General features: G+C 48.7%; 15 protein-coding genes, 1 tRNA gene and 1 pseudogene. 11 read left to right on the forward strand and 6 right to left on the reverse strand.

The window, feature by feature from the left end; all coding sequences use genetic code 11:
• Positions 1-67: 67 nt before the first annotated feature.
• Complete coding sequence (locus tag HV261_RS02780) at positions 68-532, reverse strand: YqeJ family protein (protein WP_202037381.1); 465 nt, start codon at positions 530-532, stop codon at positions 68-70.
• Positions 516-1,304, reverse strand: coding sequence for a winged helix-turn-helix domain-containing protein (locus tag HV261_RS02785; protein WP_202037382.1), 789 nt, complete (start codon positions 1,302-1,304; stop codon positions 516-518). Before HV261_RS02785 ends, HV261_RS02780 begins: the two co-directional genes overlap by 17 nt.
• 574 nt (positions 1,305-1,878) lie before the next feature.
• Between HV261_RS02785 and HV261_RS02790 the strand changes: the two genes are divergently transcribed.
• Both HV261_RS02790 and HV261_RS02795 read left to right on the forward strand, forming a co-directional pair.
• Complete coding sequence (locus tag HV261_RS02790; protein WP_202037383.1) at positions 1,879-2,496, forward strand: helix-turn-helix transcriptional regulator; 618 nt, start codon at positions 1,879-1,881, stop codon at positions 2,494-2,496.
• A 74-nt stretch (positions 2,497-2,570) separates the two neighbouring features.
• Positions 2,571-5,339 (forward strand): autotransporter outer membrane beta-barrel domain-containing protein, encoded by a 2,769-nt coding sequence (locus tag HV261_RS02795; RefSeq protein ID WP_202037384.1) that lies wholly within the window; start codon positions 2,571-2,573, stop codon positions 5,337-5,339.
• Positions 5,340-5,464: 125 nt separating this feature from the next.
• On the opposite strand, the gene HV261_RS02800 is transcribed toward HV261_RS02795, so the two are convergent.
• On the reverse strand, positions 5,465-8,065 hold the full coding sequence (locus tag HV261_RS02800) for an autotransporter outer membrane beta-barrel domain-containing protein (protein ID WP_202037385.1): 2,601 nt from the start codon (positions 8,063-8,065) through the stop codon (positions 5,465-5,467).
• A 786-nt stretch (positions 8,066-8,851) separates the two neighbouring features.
• Positions 8,852-9,142 carry a SymE family type I addiction module toxin gene (locus HV261_RS02805; protein ID WP_071444564.1) on the reverse strand — a complete coding sequence of 97 codons (291 nt, stop codon included), beginning with the start codon at positions 9,140-9,142 and terminating at the stop codon, positions 8,852-8,854.
• Between the two features lie 101 nt (positions 9,143-9,243).
• Between HV261_RS02805 and HV261_RS02810 the strand changes: the two genes are divergently transcribed.
• Positions 9,244-9,438 (forward strand): toxin-antitoxin system HicB family antitoxin, encoded by a 195-nt coding sequence (locus HV261_RS02810; RefSeq protein ID WP_137382143.1) that lies wholly within the window; start codon positions 9,244-9,246, stop codon positions 9,436-9,438.
• An 8-nt stretch (positions 9,439-9,446) separates the two neighbouring features.
• Here the strand turns inward: HV261_RS02810 and HV261_RS02815 are convergent, their stop codons facing one another.
• Both HV261_RS02815 and HV261_RS02820 read right to left on the reverse strand, forming a co-directional pair.
• Positions 9,447-10,013 carry a DUF6680 family protein gene (locus tag HV261_RS02815; protein ID WP_202037386.1) on the reverse strand — a complete coding sequence of 189 codons (567 nt, stop codon included), beginning with the start codon at positions 10,011-10,013 and terminating at the stop codon, positions 9,447-9,449.
• A 109-nt stretch (positions 10,014-10,122) separates the two neighbouring features.
• Positions 10,123-10,217, reverse strand: a tRNA-Sec gene (locus HV261_RS02820).
• A gap of 287 nt (positions 10,218-10,504) precedes the next feature.
• On the opposite strand from HV261_RS02820, the pseudogene HV261_RS02825 reads away from it, so the two are divergent.
• The 8 genes and pseudogenes from HV261_RS02825 to HV261_RS02860 all read left to right on the forward strand — a co-directional run.
• Positions 10,505-10,787: pseudogene (locus HV261_RS02825) on the forward strand (MFS transporter); the annotation flags it as partial.
• Positions 10,788-11,182: 395 nt separating this feature from the next.
• Entirely contained in the window at positions 11,183-12,736 is a 1,554-nt protein-coding gene (locus tag HV261_RS02830) for a BglG family transcription antiterminator (protein WP_202037387.1), read from the forward strand.
• A 26-nt stretch (positions 12,737-12,762) separates the two neighbouring features.
• Positions 12,763-13,233 (forward strand): PTS sugar transporter subunit IIA, encoded by a 471-nt coding sequence (locus HV261_RS02835; RefSeq protein WP_202037388.1) that lies wholly within the window; start codon positions 12,763-12,765, stop codon positions 13,231-13,233.
• 19 nt (positions 13,234-13,252) lie between these two features.
• Positions 13,253-13,573 carry a PTS fructose transporter subunit IIB gene (locus HV261_RS02840; RefSeq protein WP_080859269.1) on the forward strand — a complete coding sequence of 107 codons (321 nt, stop codon included), beginning with the start codon at positions 13,253-13,255 and terminating at the stop codon, positions 13,571-13,573.
• Between the two features lie 26 nt (positions 13,574-13,599).
• Entirely contained in the window at positions 13,600-14,691 is a 1,092-nt protein-coding gene (locus HV261_RS02845) for a PTS fructose transporter subunit IIC (protein WP_202037389.1), read from the forward strand.
• An 11-nt stretch (positions 14,692-14,702) separates the two neighbouring features.
• Entirely contained in the window at positions 14,703-15,554 is an 852-nt protein-coding gene (locus HV261_RS02850; RefSeq protein WP_202037390.1) for a class II fructose-bisphosphate aldolase, read from the forward strand.
• 80 nt (positions 15,555-15,634) lie between these two features.
• Positions 15,635-16,495, forward strand: a complete 861-nt coding sequence (locus HV261_RS02855) for a ketose-bisphosphate aldolase (RefSeq protein ID WP_137382123.1) — start codon at positions 15,635-15,637, stop codon at positions 16,493-16,495.
• A 49-nt stretch (positions 16,496-16,544) separates the two neighbouring features.
• On the forward strand, positions 16,545-17,222 hold the full coding sequence (locus HV261_RS02860; RefSeq protein ID WP_202037391.1) for a D-lyxose/D-mannose family sugar isomerase: 678 nt from the start codon (positions 16,545-16,547) through the stop codon (positions 17,220-17,222).
• Positions 17,223-17,264: the final 42 nt, after the last annotated feature.

Consider the following 17,264-nt stretch of genomic DNA (forward strand, 5'->3'; position numbering starts at 1 on the left):
CGTAAGTCAATGATGACAAATATGCATCTCCACGGAAGAACGGTATTTTTTGTATCTGAATCTGATGTTACTTTTTACGGCAGTACAGTGAGGGAACACTTGAACTCGCAAAAATCCATGCGCCTTTATACTCCTCCATCACCAGGCTCAGACTCCGTCCGGTCTGGCGATAAAACCCTGGCAGAGTCGTGTTGATATCGGCCTCATCTGCTGTGTCAGCGAAGGTTTTTACGACCTGCATCGCCTGCAGTAATCGTGCATCGTGCTGCCGGGTATAGCTAAAATAAACGTTTCTGCTGATATCCGTGGTGTTATGTCCATATAACTTTCCGGTGATGGTCGCCAGCCCTTCATCATTGCGCATGCGAAACGATACTGTGCCGGTAAAACGCTTGTTGCCAATATTCCATTCAACGTTTCCCACACAATTCAGTGGCTGGTCAGCATACCGCGAATGCCATAACCAGGCACCTGAACCGAACATCACGACCAGCACGGCTACGAGCAGGGTCCGATTACGTGTTTTTTTCATTTCTTGTCTCGTGCATCCAGTAGTAATGGGTGGTACAAAATGCGCGAGCATCTACCCGCGCATCTTTATCGCATACAAATGCCACTACTCTTTCTGTTTTACGGTAACCGGTAAGAAACACATGTTTGTTTTTTTCACAGAGCTCGGGATGTAACTGCATCAGGCTGAAATAGCCCTCGTGATCTTGCTCATTTGGTGAATAATAAATTTTGCAGTTCTGACGCGATGGAATCTGCATAGAGATGGACACAAAATTGTTAAACGGCATGGTCGGGCGCGTCTGATACCACACCAGCCAGATAATCAGGATGACGATAACCGCGCTGGCGGTAAGTAAAAGGTTCCACCACGCGAGCTGCGTTGCCTGTGCCGGGGGGAGTATTACCTCATGGTCGTCATGAACTGGAATACTGGCTGACAAAGAAACATCATCATGAGAAAGCGTAATTGTCTCTACCAGCGTATTTTCATTCAATGTAAGTCCGCGGCGGGAAATAGTTTTCACCGTGTCACGGGGCAACCCGACATCCGCCAGTGCATTACGTAGCGTCAGAATAGCCTGGTAGAGGGTATTGGTCGTCGTGACATTATTTCTCTCTCCCCAGCCTACTTTTATCAGCGTGTTCTGAGAAACAATGTCACTTGCGTGAGTAATTAAATAGAGAAAACACAGTGAGGCAGGAAGTTGCAGTTGAATTGATCGCCCGGTCTGCCGGTTGACCAGGCTTTTGTTATCAGGATTGAATTCGACCAACTGATTGATAAGGTACAATTCCCGGTCCTCTGTAACGTAACGTACCATGGGGTACTGTAGTGCACCTTTTAATACTACATGCAAATTGATAGCGCGCCTCTATCTTTGTACATGTTTGAGGATAAGGATTTTTTGTCAATCATAAAACGTTTTTAAATACAATGAGTTATGCGCACTATTTCTTAGGTGAGAATTAGCTAAGGTGAAATAATAAGAATTCATTACAGTTTTATCTGAATGGCAATTATATTTATCCCCAGCAGCACAAGGGTGATTGAGTTATCAAAATTGTGTTATTAATAAGTATCGTTCATTAAGGTTATATTTTAGCAAATAGTGCTATATTCAGATTTATCCTATGGTCCGTATTTATGCATAAAAATCCTAATGAACTGGCAAATAATCCGATATAAAACGTCGAAATACTACGCTGTATCATGTTATTTATAGCTAATGTTAATTTACTTCTCAGGAGTTTATAACATTTCTAATGACTCACTGTTATTAACTGACATGGAACTCACAATGTGTTGGATTGACACATTTATTTACCAATGAAATATTTAGGGAAAAATAGCAGGGGTCATCGTTGATGAAGATAAAGCCGCTACAGAGTGTTCGTTGCATAAGCTGTGAATTATCCTGTCAATTATTTCCGGATGCTGCGGTACGAGCACAGTACTGTCACCGTGCCGCCTTTGCAATCTGGCCAGAGGGAAATCGTTTTCTGAAAACAGGAATTATCGAAAAACTCCTGCTTAATAATCAGAACTATTTATCCCATGGGTTTATTTTTATTGACTTTTCATTCCCGAATTTGCGCCTGTTTGCCGATCCGCACTGGGTGGATCGCCTGACGCAAAGTGGTATGCATATCGTTCTGATATCTGACAGGATCCTGACGCCGCTAGCCAATTACTGGCTTGCAAAAAGTAATAAAATACAAGGTGTTATTTATTCTGACGATGATGAGGATGTCCAACATCAGAAAATCCGCCGCCTGTTTACTGGCCATCTCGCCAATAGCAAACGCGGACGCTCATTAAACTACACGGAAATGATATTACTGAAGCGATTTGTTTCAGGAATTAGTATTCAGCAAATAACCAAGATAGACAATATAGATGTTAAGAGAATATATGTATATAAACTTCGGCTTGAAGATAAGCTGGGTCTAAGTATTCATAAAATTCTCTCTAATATTTTATAAAGCTATTTTCATTTTATTATTTTCACATCATGACGATGTGACGGACGCTCTACGCCCAAAAGCAGGAGGCTATTATGCCAAACCCCAGGGATTACTCACGTCTTGCCATATCGGTATCAGCCGCGTTGGCCTCAATGATATTTTCAACCCATGCCGCTTGGGTTGACGTTGATAGTCTTCCTTCCAGCGGGCTGGTGAGCAGTCTACCCCCGGAATTGCAGGCTATAATACCCGCACAGGCAGGTGCGAATTTCGCAAAAACCAGCGCCATGCCGAATTATGTTTATCAATGGAGTGCGGGCACTATTCCCGTTTATGGCAATGGATTAACGATTAATGGACCCGGTGCTGAAGCTTTTGAGCACTCTATTACCGTTATTCAGAACAGTGCTACGGGTAGCCCTGGCGTTATTTTCGGTGACGACCTGACGATCCGCACGCAGTCAAAGAATGCTGCCAATAATGGTAAAGATGTTGACGGTATCCGCACACACGGTGCCAATATGCCGGATAACCCGGTCTTTATTATCACCGGCGACCGTACATCCATCTATGTGGATGGTCAGGATGGTGATGGTATTAACGCCGGTTATAACGCGGTAGGCCAGGGTGGGAGAGGCTCGGCAAACATCTACGTCGGTGACGATCTGTATATTCAAACGACTGGCCCTCAGGGGCGTGGTATCACCGCAAATGCGTTAAGGGATGCCACGCTTGCCAAAAATACGATTGTCGTCGGCGATCGCGCGCACATTGTGACAACCGGTGACAGCTCAGAAGGTCTTCGCACCGGGCAGAGCGGCTCTTCGATCCGCCTTGGCAATGACGCCATCATTGAGACCACGGGGACCTCCTCAACGGGGATTTATGCCGCCTCATCGTCGAAGACAGAACTGGGCAACAACGCGACGATTACGGTTAACGGCATAAGCGCACATGCGGTCTATTCCACTAATGCGACCGTGAATCTGGGTGATAATGCAGCGATAAGGGTTAACAGCTTCGATAAAAGTTACTCATTTAGCAAAGCCCCGCGTGGCCTGTATGCAGCTTCACGCGGCGCGATAAACCTCGCAGGCGGTGCAGCCATTACCATGGCGGGCGACCACAGCAATGAAAGCTATGCCATCAGCACCGAAACGGGTGGCATTGTGGATGGTTCTGCTGGCGGGCGCTTCCTCATCAACGGCGATCTTCACGCCGCCAGTGCGACTGCTGCAACGAGCAGCCTGCCACAGCAAAACAGCACCATTACGCTCAATATGACCGATAACTCGCTGTGGAGCGGGGCGTCATACATCACCAGCGCCACTGCCGGGACGGGCGTCATCTCGCTGCAAATGAGCGACGCGACCTGGAACATGACCAACAGCTCAACGCTCACCGACCTGACGCTGAACGGCGGGTCAGTGGTGAACTTTGGCCATGCTGATGGCGAACCGTGGCAGACGCTTACCATCAATGAAGATTTCACAGGGAACGGCGGCAAACTGGTTTTCAATACCGTCCTGAATGACGATACCTCCGAAACCGACAAGCTGAAAGTGCTCGGCAACACCGCGGGTAATGCGTTCGTGGCGGTGAATAACATTGGCGGAACCGGGGCGCAGACCATTGAAGGTATTGAGATCATCGAAGTGGCTGGTAATTCTGACGGTACTTTTGAGAAAGCGGGCCGTATTGTTGCCGGGGCGTACGACTATAACGTGGTGCAGAAGGGTAACAACTGGTATCTGACCAGTTTTATTCAGCCGGAAGACCCGGACCCCGTCGATCCGCATGACCCTGATCCGGTTAGTCCAGACCCGGTCGATCCTGTGGACCCGATTATTCCTGAACCGGAAGAACCTGTTTCACCTCCCGTTACAGAGCAGCAGTACCGCCCGGAAGCGGGTAGCTATCTGGCGAACAACTATGCCGCTAACACGCTGTTTATGACCCGACTGCACGATCGCCTGGGCGAAACACAGTACACCGACATGCTGACGGGCGAGAAAAAAGTCACCAGTTTGTGGCTGCGTAACGTTGGTGCCCATACCCGTTTCAAAGACGGTAGCGGGCAGTTGAAAACCCAAAGCAACAGCTATGTGATGCAGCTAGGTGGCGACCTGGCGCAGTGGAGTAGCGACGGTCTCGACCGCTGGCACCTCGGCGCGATGGCCGGTTATGCCAACAGCCAGAGCCGCACGCAGTCCAGCCTGACCGGCTACTATTCGCGTGGTCAGGTTACTGGCTACAGTGTGGGACTGTACGGTACCTGGTATGCCAATGAGGCTGACAAGTCAGGTACCTATGTGGATACCTGGGCGCTGTACAACTGGTTTGATAACAAAGTGATGGGCCAGGAGCAGGCGACGGAGAAATATAAATCCAGCGGGATAACCGCTTCGGTCGAAGCCGGTTATAGCTTCAAGCTGGGTGAAAGTGAGCGCAACAGCTACTGGCTGCAACCAAAAGCGCAGGTGGTGTGGATGGACGTGCAATCCGACAACCACCGTGAAGCGAACGGTACCCGCGTGAAGGACAACACCGATGGCAACCTGATGACCCGTCTGGGTGTGAAGGCCTACATCAACGGTCACAACGCCATCGACGACGGTAAATCTCGCGAGTTTCAGCCGTTTGTCGAAGCCAACTGGATCCACAACACGCAGACGACCAGCGTGAAGATGGACGATGTGAGCAACGACATGCGCGGCACCAGGAACATTGGTGAGTTGAAAGTAGGTGTTGAAGGCCAAATCACCCCGCGCCTCAACGTGTGGAGCAACGTGGCTCAACAGGTTGGTGACAAAGGTTACAGCGATACCCGCGGTATGCTGGGTGTGAAATATAACTTCTGACGTCATTGCTGATAAAAGAAAAAGCCGCTGATTAACCGATCGGCGGCTTTATTTTTTTGTGGAAATTGCAGGCCGGATAAGCGCAAGCGTCATCCGCCGACAGGAGCAATAAACTCCAGGATAGATTAGAAGTGGTAGCTGATACCGGCCTGAACGCTGGCATCGTTATCTACATCACCCGTACCGAAGTACACCCCGGTGTTGAGTGAGAAATCTTTACCGATGGTGGTGTTGATACCAGCACCGAAGATCCCCATCGACATGTTGTTACCGTCGCTGTTGTGATAATCCGCTGCAGTAATATCGGTATTATCGCTGAACTCAGTCTGGTAGCGGGCATCCACCCATGGGTACAGCTCGACGTTTTTGTTGAGGTCGGCCAGTTTTGTCGTAACGCGCATACCGACGCTGGTATTCCATTCGGAAACCTGGTTGTCGCCGAAGGTGACTTCCTGATTGGAGAAGCTGTTTTCATCGGCCTTATCCCAGCCCAGGGTAGCATATGGCTGAAGGACGGTATCGCCCGGTAGCAGTACGTTCACACCAGTACGAACCTGAGTGGTGTACAGGTTGCCGTCAGAAGAGCCGCTCAGCGCTTCGGTCATGCCGCTGGTGTTATCTTTGACGTTGCTGGCAGACATGTTGTAGCGCATATCGCCGTAGCTGAAGCTACCATCAACGAACATGCTCCACAGGTTGTCGTGCAACGCCTGCTGCCAGCCGCCGTACACGCTGTAGTAGTTGCCGTACACGGTATTGTTAAAGCTGTTTGAGCTGCCGTTGTTATTCTGGTCGCGACTGCGGGTCCAGGCCAGCGCGATACCTCCGGTCAAGCTGTCACCGTTTGCCATTCGAGACGTCCAGTCAACACCGCCCTGTACGCCCTGGGTGATGTCTTTGTAGTCGACGTCATCGCTGTAATCGCCATTCTGGTACAGGAAGTCGCCCCAGATCTGCGCGCCGTCTGCAACGTGGCCGTACAGGCTTTGCAGGTGTACCTGATCCAGGCGGTTAGCCAGGTCGTCGGTCACCATGCGGCCCGCTTGTTTAGCAGCATCCAGACCGGCAATCGCGCCCTGTACGTCGCTGGCCAGTTCGCCACGAGAGCTGTCGAGCTGGACGTTATAGGCCGTTCCGGCAGGCGCGGTAAGACGGGCGCTCTTCAGCTGTGCTGCTTGCTCAATAGTCAGAGAGTTGTCGTAGTTGTACGCACCGCTACGGCTTTCGACCTGCTGTTTACCATTGCTGAACTGGGCGTCAACGGCACTGTCAGGATTGTCAGCGTTGCCAGAGGTGGTCGTGAAGGTTGCAATCGCCTCATCTTGCTGGCTTGCGCTGGACGGAGCAATACTGGTCACCGTCAGGTTGTCGTTGGTGCCGTCAACTTCACCAAAATCAACATGGCTGTCAGAAGTCATATTGACCTGGACATTGCTGCCCGTGGTGTCTGACTGTAATGTAGAACCATTCTGAATATTCCAGGTGGTGCTATCGGTGCTAGTAATATCGATATTGTTGTTGTCTGTCGTATTGATGGTTTCGAAATTGCTAATTGTCCCGTTAATAGAACTGTCAGCATCCATAGAAAGAGTATCGGTACCTGCGCCACCGTCAACATCACCCGTCACTGTCGATTTATTGGTTAATGTCACCGTATCATCACCCGCGCCGGTAGTGATGTTGCCGTTTACCGTGGAAGCGTTCAGTTGAACGGTAGTGCTGTTTTCATCTGCGGAATTGATACTGCCATTCAGGATGCTACCATCCAGAGAGATCTGGGCTGTGGAGGCTGTGGAGTAATTATCACCAATAACAGCAATAGAACCGGTTACGGTACTATTATTTAGAGCAATATTGGAGGCCTGTGTCCCATAGACACCCATTGCAATGGTCTGTCCTTGAAGGGACGCATTAATCTCTGCTGCGTCTTTATTTCCTGCATAAACGCTGTCGGCATAGTTATTCTCTGCAGTACCTTCGAAGTAGCCCTGCAATGTACTATTGTTTGCATCAACAGTAACAGTACTGCCATCTAGCGTAATGTTGTTGCGACCAGCCGTAGTATTATTGAACGCATAAATTGCACCGTTTACGGTACTGCCACCAGAGACATCAATAGTATTGTCCCCCCCGGTTACGCTATAAATTGCACCACCCAGCTGGCTACCGTTTTCTACCGCGATATCGTTTGAGCCTTCAGTTGAACCAGAGTCAGCGAAAATGGATGCGCCACCCATGTAGCTTTTATCGTTTTTAATGTAATTAGCATCGTCGGCGTTGTTTTCACCCGCTAATGTTGAGTTATCAACGGTAATATTAACGTTTGTACTGACGTCGTGGCCTCCTGCCTCAATCATATCGGCAGTCGTACCATTTTCTAGAGTAATATTTGCTGTTCCACCATCATATGCCTGAATGTAATAGCCGTCCATATTCGTACCATTGACTGTCAATGATTGAGTATCATTGTCACCCCGGTGGCCGTTGCTATTTCTGGAGTTATCAGTCAGGTAAATATTAGTCTTACTTTGCCCTCCGGTCATGACTGCATCAGTGGTATCGCTGTTATAGTGATAACCCGATGTTGAATATTGAGTCAAACCACTAACCACAGGATCACTACCACTGCTGGCCATTGACGAATCAGCTAACGCATAACCAGAAATAGAGGTCAGGGATAAAATGATACATTGTGATAGTAAGGTACGACGAGACTTATGGCGCATTTGAAGCTCTCCAGGATAATTATTCTGATGAATAAATTGATAAAGGAGATAGTCTCGTAGTGGGTATGAATTGAGAATAGTCTTAACGATGCGATTTGAAACATTGTATTAACCCTTAATTAATTGATGTTCATCATAAAACAAACAAATTAAAGTTAATTCTCAGCCATATACATTGATGTAGTAAATTAATGTGGCTGTTTTTTGAACAGCAATGGAATTATTCATCATGCAAATAAATTAAAACTATCTGTAACTATAAAATGTATTGTAAATAACTCTTTTGATCAAAAAACATACTATTTATATTATTAATATTTTGTATTAGTTAGTATAAAAATATTATTTATTATCACGGTTACTGAAATACTCAGGATTGAACCTCAATAAACATCCCTGCCGATCATGGAAATGGTGCCATAATCCCCCCCTCTGTTATTCACTGATTTTATTAATAAATAAATTCTTCAAATCTCAAATGCAATTTCCTGCATCTTTTTCTTTTATCCTGATCTGGCCTGTTCGCAACATATAGCAGCGATATTGCGCTCGAAAGCCTCCCGTTTCAGGATGAGCCGTGATCTGAAAGAAGCGCTGATTAACCGATCGGTGGTTTTTTACGTATTGAATATGGGGGTTATGGCAGTTGTTCGGTAAAACCGAATAACTGAAAATGAAAGGCCGCCATGTTGTCTCTTATTGCATGCAGTCCGTAGGCCGGATAAGCGTTAGCGCCATCCGGCACCAGGTTAACATGTAAGCGCCACTTACATGCTAACTCGCAATTCACTGGAGAGTCGCCAGCGTGCTCTCAATTCTGTTCAACTTCTGATGTGCCTCTTTCAACTCATCCTGCAGCCGTTGTTCCTGCTCGCCATAGACCATCAGGACAATACAGCCGTTCATCACTTTTACAGTAATCTGTTGCCCGGTATCAAACCCCGCTTCGCGTAGCCACTTGCCGGAAAGAATAATTTTGGGTGTGGATTTGTCGAAAACATTCGGGCGATATCCCACAATTACCGAACGTTCGGTTCCGGATTGGTCGGTGTCTGGGGTAGAATGCGAATCAGCCATAATCAACTCCTTGATAGTTGGTGAGGTTAGTTCTCGTCGGGTACTGCGAATACCAGGCGAGGGCGTTTATAAGTCAGGTCGCCAGATACAAAGGTACGTACATGTCAACAGCTAAACGCGACCCAAATCAGTCTAAATCTGGGAAAGCACCAACTTTCCAGATTCGTATCACACCCGAGTTAAAGGCGCAGTTTGAGGCTGCGGCAAAAGCAGAAGGGATGAGTTTGGGGAATTGGCTCAAAACCTTGGGGAGAAAGGAACTTAAGAGGTTAGGTATTGAGCCTCAAGATAAGTAGTGACTCGATTAACTGTCCTGTCTTGCTGGAATATTTATAATTTCCATTTTTAAAGCATCTTCTCCTGAAAATATTGCAGCTAAACCTTTTCTTATTTTTATCTGATCGCTCTCGATTGCTCCATGGGCAACCGGAGAATATGTGGCTGTTTGTAATTGGACTCGCTCAAAATCATAGCCAATATCTTTTGCAATATCTGATAATAAATCCAGGAACAAATTATTACTTGTTTGATTCCATATAGCGCCTTGGGCATTATCGTTACCAGGGTATGAAGTATTCAAGTGTGCAAAATAAAGCTTCCATGAAGATAATACTCTACCCTCAGAAGCGCTCCTCTTTGTCTTTCCTTTTTTTAATTTACCATAAAATGCTAAGTCTATCATATTTAGCGCGCGAACATGCTCATTGGATAATCTGGAATTCTGAGAGCGTGTCGCCATGAGTTGTTTGAATATGTCAATTTTCAATGATTTTTTTTGTGAATATTTTTCAATGAATTTCTGAGTTTGAACCGCTAATAATGGACTAATTACAGTAGCTGTAATGGCTATAATAGTAAGCGCTGTGCTCATATAAGATTACTCATAGTAAATAGATGTATTTAGAATTTTGAGCTGAGAATCATATAGGAATTTGTGAATGGAGAAGATATGGCAAATGGCGGATATAAGATAAGCAAATTGGCGGAAGATCACAGGAGTCGAACCTGCCCGGGACCGCTGGCGGCCCCAACTGGATTTGAAGTCCAGCCACCTCACCGGAGATGACGATCTTCCGCGCCTCGATTGCTACATGGAGGCGGGGCGCATTATAGCTACTTCCTACGGTTTCCACACCCCCTCACTCACTTTTTTAACTTCCCTTTCTCCTTACCATGACCCGTTTCAAATAAATCCCTACAAAATCCATCGCTTACACTTCGACATATTTTTCGACGCTACCCCGATCACAGAAAAAAGAATCGTAATTTGAGAACCAAATAGCGGAATACCCGCGCTCATGTTGAAGGTTTACAAGGGCTGTAACCGGTATCAGTGCGAATGAAAGAGCAAAAGGATGCGCGATGAAAAATGAGATTCTGTCCGTGAAAGAGATGATTGGCTACGGTATGGGTGATGCCGCCAGCCACATCATCTTTGATAAAGTTATGTTATATATGGTGTTATTCTATACCGGTGTCTTCGGTAGACCTGCTGGTTTTGTCGGTACCATGTTTTTGTTGGCGCGGGCGCTGGATGCCATCCCCGACCCCTGTATGGGCCTGCTGGCTGACCGTACCCGGTCGCGCTGGGGGGAAATTCCGCCCGTGGGTGCTATTTGGCGCGCTGCCGTTTGGTGATCTGTGTGCAGGGCGTGGGGAACGGTGGTTACGCCAGGTGAGGAAGATAGGCTGACGATAACCCTATAAGCGCATGTGAACGTGGTGCCGGATGGCGACGCATTGCGTCTTATCTGGCCTACGATGCGTACAGCGTTCCAGATCTGAAAAGAAAAAATATTCTGACTTAAATTTTTACCTATCCATATTTGCGAGCGCTGTCACTCTAATACATGAAAAAAATGTGATCTGCGCCGTAAATATCTCACTATTTCCTCTTTTTGTCTTATTTCTGTCCGGATTACAGGACACGATTTAGTATTGTTGACGCATCGTAGTCCTCTTATATTTATCATCACGGATTACACGTGGAGCATAAATGCTTCTTTAGATATTTAATCTGGTGTGTGATAAGGGTAAATAATGCAAATGATTACCTCGCGACAAAACAGATTATTAAAATTCCTTCTGTCCCGGAAGGAATATGTCACACTGCTGAAAATTGCTGAGCATTTATCTGTTTCGGAAAAGACCGTACAACGCGACCTGCGTTTACTGGAACAGTGGTTGTCGGAATGGAAAATAGCTATTGATAAGCGTGCTGGCGCAGGTGTGATATTAAGTGCCGATAATATTACCGATCTTTTATATTTAGACCAGTTATTAGGGACGGAGGGTGATGATGCTGACGGCATGATGAATAACTCACGGCGTGTCAAGATAGCGTCACAACTATTAAGCGAAACACCGCATGAAACCTCGATCAGTAAATTGTCCGAACGTTATTTCATTAGTAGCACATCGATTGTTAACGATCTAAAAGTAATTGAATCCTGGATTACCCCACTGGGCCTGTCGTTGATTCGCAGTCAGAGCGGTACGCACATCGAAGGTAGCGAGAGCGGCGTGCGCCAGGCGATGGCGTCACTGATCAACGGTGTGATTAACCATAATGAACCCGGTAGTGTGGTTTATTCACGTCTTGACCCGGGGAGCTATAAAGCGCTAGTCCATTATTTTGGTGAGGAAGACGTTTTATTTGTCCAGACGCTGTTGCAGGAAATGGAGAATGATCTGTGCTGGTCGTTAGGCGAACCGTATTACGTCAATATTTTTACCCATATTCTGATCATGATGTATCGCATCACGCGCGGAAATGCCTTACCGCGAAAAGATGAAAATATCACTTCATATGATGAGAGCATTTTCTCGATTGCCAGCCGCATGATTCAACGTATCGAAAAACGTATAGCCCATTCGCTGCCGGAAGACGAAGTCTGGTTTATTTATCAATATATTATCTCGTCTGGCGTTGTGATTGAAGAGCATAACGATGTAAGTGCCATTGGTCATATGCACTCCAGCGATGAAGCGCGGTTGATTACCCATCGACTGATTGCCACCTTCGCCGAGATGGTCGACAGCGATCTCAGCCAGGATAGTGCGCTATATGACGGATTGCTGATTCATATTAAGCCACTGATTAACCGGCTTAACTACCAGATCCGCATTCGCAATCCGCTGCTGGAGGACATCAAAGGCGAGCTGCAGGACGTCTGGCTGTTGACCCAGTGCGCGGTGAATCGGGTGTTTAGCGGTTGGGGCAAGCGGGCGGTATCGGAAGATGAGGTGGGATATCTCACCGTGCATTTTCAGGCGGCAATGGAGCGCCAGATAGCGCGAAAGCGCGTGCTGCTGGTCTGCTCAACCGGTATCGGCACCTCTCACTTACTCAAAAGCCGCATTCTGCGCGCCTTTCCGGACTGGACCATTGTTGGTGTGGTGTCGGCAGGCAGCCTGTCCTCTGTACTGACGGACGATATTGAACTGGTGGTCTCGACGATAAATTTACCTGCCGTTGCTATGCCGGTCGTGTATGTCACCGCCTTTTTCAATGATGCAGATATTAAGCGGGTAACAGAAACGGTTATTACTGAAAAATTACATCGGGCGACGTCACTGGTCGTTGAAAATTAATGTCTGAACTCCATGAGGTATGATTGATGGACATAACGAAAATACTCAATACGAATCGCGTTATTTTGGACATGAAGGCGACAAACAAAACGGAGGTGATTGAGGAACTGACGGATATTCTGCAAAAAGATGGTGCTATTAGCTGTCGGGAAACGTTTATTCAGGATGTCTGGCAGCGTGAATCTGAGGGATCGACCGGCTTCGAAAATCATATTGCGATCCCGCACGGAAAATCATCAGCGGTGATCAATACGACGCTGGCTATTGGGCGTACCCGGCAGGATATTCCCTGGGAAACGCTGGATGGCAGCAATGTGCGGTGCATTATTTTGTTTGCCGTCCGTCTTGAAGATCAGAACACCACGCATATTCGTCTGCTCTCGCAGGTTGCCGGAGCACTGGCTGACGAAGACATTATTGAACAATTACTGGTCGAAAACAGTCCACAAAAAATTATTGAGCTATTTAGCCAATATGCTGAATCCAATGTCTGCTAAATAAAAAGTGGAGCATGTTATGAATATTGTTTGTGTTGCCGCCTGTACGGCGGGTATTGCGCACACCTATATTGCCCGTGAGAAGTTAATTAAAGGTGCCAAAGCGCTTGGTCATAATATAAGAGTTGAAACCCAAGGGACTATCGGCACGGAGAACGAACTGCTGACAGAAGATATTTCTGCGGCTGATGTCGTGATTCTTGCCGTCGATGTAAAAATAAAAGGGGAGGAACGATTTTTAAATAAACGTATTGTGCGAGTGAAAACCGAGATCGTCATAAAATCACCGATTCAGTTTCTTGAAAAGGTCGAAAAATCATTAGTTAACACAAACCAGTAGCGATCCTCATTCTGGAGGGATTTCACATGAGTGAAAATAAAATTCCGCTATCTCAGGAAATTAAAAAGCATTTGTTAACGGGGATTTCGTGGATGATCCCGTTAATTGTTGCCGCTGGGATCTGTATTGCCCTGGGGCAAATACTTGGCGGCACTAACGTGGGTGAAAAAACAGGGACAATACCCTGGATGCTCAACCAGATAGGCGGTTGGGGGATGGGGCTGATTGTACCGCTGATTAGCGCGGCGATTGCCTACTCCATTGCCGATCGCCCCGGATTTGCGCCGGGTCTGATTGTCGGTTTTGTCTGTGGCGAAATTCATACCGGTTTTATTGGCGGAATGCTTGGCGGGTTTCTGGTTGGCTACACCGTTCTGCTGTTGAAACGTTATATCCGTTTACCACAGTCAATGCAGGGCCTGATGCCCATCATGGTGCTACCGGTGTTGAGTACCGTGATTGGCGGCCTGTTGATGATGACGCTGATCGGCAAGCCGATTGCCTGGCTGCAGGATGCGTTGATTCATCTGTTGGAGTCCATGCAGGGAGGGTCCCGTTTTCTGATGGGGGCGATCCTCGGCGCAATGGCGACATTCGACTTCGGCGGACCGGTAAATAAAACCATGTCGCTGTTTGCGGATGGCATGCTGGTTAGCGGCGTGTATGGTCCTGAAGCGGTCAAGTTTGTCGGGTCAATGATTCCACCGTTCGGCATTACGCTCTCCTTCCTGCTGACGCGCCACAAGTACACCCGTGCGGAGCGTGAGGCGCTGAAGGCGGCATTCCCGATGGGGATCTGCATGATTACCGAAGGCGTTATACCGATTGCGGCGCGTGACCTGTTGCGCGTGGTCGGGTCCTGTGTGGTGGCATCAGCGGTGGCGGGCGGCTTGATTATGGTATGGGGTGTCGAAAGTCCGGTTCCGCACGGCGGCATGTTCGTGGTCCCACTCTTCACGCACCCGCTGCTGTTTTGTCTGGCATTGGGGATCGGTACGGTGATTTGCGGTGTGATGCTCTCACTGTGGAAGAAACCGGTGACTGAGCGTGACGAGGAGTTTGACGAACTCAGCGATCAGAAGCTGAAAGACGAAGAAATCACCTTCACCCTGGAATAACCGGAGGCTGTATGTTTGCCGATATGAAAAGCATGGTGACGAAAGCCTGGCGCGAGAAGTATGCGCTGCTGGCCATCAACTGTATGAACCTGGAAAGCGCCCGTGCGGCGGTACGGGTGGCTGAGAAACACCGTGCGCCCATTATTCTGAATCTGTATCAGGGGCATCTGGACCATTTTCCGGCCCTGATAGCCGCTGCGGTCGTCAAAACGCTGGCGGATGAAGCCTCGGTGCCGGTCGTGCTGGCACTGGACCACGGCAAAGATCCTGTACGCATTCGCCAGGCTTTTCGCGCCGGGTTGAGTGGCTTGATGATCGACGCTTCGGCGTTTGCGCTGGAAGAAAACATTCGTCAGACCCGTGCGGTTGTGGATCTGGCTGCCAGCGTCTCGCTGTGTGTGGAAGGTGAGTTGGGCCATCTTGCCGATGCTCCACGCTACGACCACGCGACGAACGTTGATTTGATGACCCAGACTGCTGACGTTGGGCCGTTTATCCAGCAGACCGGGATCGACGTGCTGGCGGTGTCGGTCGGTACGGCGCACGGTATGTACGCGCCGGGTGTGACACCGGCGATTGATTTCCAGCGCCTTGAAGAGATTGCCCGTTTATCGACGGTGCCACTGGCGCTACATGGCGGCAGCGGTACGCCGTTTGACCAGCTACAGCGTTGTCCGATGTTTGGCGTCGCCAAAATTAACGTTGGCGCGGCGGTTTTTGAAGCTGGAAAAGCCGCATTGCTACATACCCTGTGTCGCGACAAATCCTGTGAACTTGTTGATGCCCTGGCCCTGATGGAACAGGCCTGCGAAGAAGCCATTATTCCGTATCTGCAGGCCAGCGGCGCTATCGGCAAAGCCTGATTCATTTTCTGTAACGCCTTCTATGCCTCTGCGATGACGCACTGGCAGGGCTTTCTACACCCTGAAACTGGAGAATTAACATGTTAGTTTCGATGAAAGAATTACTGCAACCTACCCGTCAGCACGGTTTTGCTATTGGCGCCTTCAACGTGGCGGATAGCTGCTTTGTGCGTGCAGTGGTCGAAGAGGCGGAAGCAACCAACACGCCGGCGATTATCTCGATTCACCCCAGCGAGCATGATTTTGTCGGTGATGCGTTTTTTAGTTATGTCCGCGATATCACGATGCGCAGCCCTGTACCCTTTACTCTGCATCTGGACCATGGGGCATCGGTGGAACATGTCCTGCGGGCGATTCAGTGTGGGTTTACCTCGGTGATGATCGACGGTTCGCTGCTACCCTATGAGGAAAACGTGGCCCTGACCCGCGAAGTAGTCAAACTGGCGCATGCGGTAGGGGTCTCGGTTGAGGGGGAGTTGGGGACGATCGGCCAGACCGGAACGTCAGTGGAAGGCGGCGTATCAAAAGTCACCTACACCGATCCTGCTCAGGCGCAGGACTTTATCGCCCGTACCGGAGCCGACACGCTGGCGGTAGCGATTGGTACCGCCCACGGGATCTACCCGAAAGGAATGCAGCCAGAGCTGCAAATGAACATTCTGCGTGATATCGCCGGGCGGCTGGATATTCCGCTGGTGCTGCACGGCGGCTCGGCGAACCCGGATGCGGAGATTGCCGAATCCGTCACGCTGGGTGTGGGCAAAATCAATATTTCCAGCGATATGAAGTATGCCTACTTCCAGAAGGTGCGTGAAATTCTGGCGAAAGAAACCTGGTGGGACCCGAACGTGATTTACCCGGAAGCGATTAGCGCCGCACGGGATGTGATCCGCCATAAAATGAAGCTGTTTGGATCTACTGGCAAAGCATCACTTTACTAACGGCATGCAGGCGGGGAAACCCGCCTCTTTCGCGACAAGGAAAAGTGGAATGAAGCGTTCACAAATTAATTATGCCGTTGATAAAGCGCATGCCATCGCCGAGACTTTTCGAATCTGTCTGCCTGACTTTGCGTATTTTACCGTCGACGCCTGGCGGCAACAGGATCAAACTTTGTGGCATGAAGTGCTCGATCTCCAGCTGGGCTGGGATGTCACCAATTTTGGTCGTGGTGATTTTGCACAAAGCGGGCTCACGCTGCTGACGTTGCGCAATGGCGTGTTGGGTTCGGCAAACTACCCCAAACCGTATGCCGAAAAGATGCTGCAAATTCAGCAGGATCAACAAACGCCATGGCATTTTCACACCCATAAAATGGAAGATATTGTCAATCGCGGCGGCGGTGATTTATGTATGCAGCTGGCATGGGCCACGCCCGATGCGCAGTATGACGCGCAGCGTATTGTTGAGGTAAGTGTGGATGGTCAGCGGCGAACCGTTAAGCCCGGCGAAACGCTGGTGTTGAAACCAGGGCAAGGCATCTGCCTGCCACCCCGTCTGTATCATCGTTTCTGGGCCGAGAAAGCATTTGTATTGGGCTGGGAAATCTCAATGGTGAATGACGACCAGCACGATAACCACTTTCTTGAGCCTGGGGGACGCTTCCCGGCGATAGAAGAGGACGAGCCGCTGAAATGGTTGTTGTGCAGTGAATATAGTCGTTTATGAGCGTGAGCAGGCCCGGTAAGCGAAGCGCCACCGGGCAATAAA

Source organism: Citrobacter sp. RHBSTW-00671 (assembly GCF_014103415.1).
Taxonomy (GTDB): domain Bacteria; phylum Pseudomonadota; class Gammaproteobacteria; order Enterobacterales; family Enterobacteriaceae; genus Citrobacter.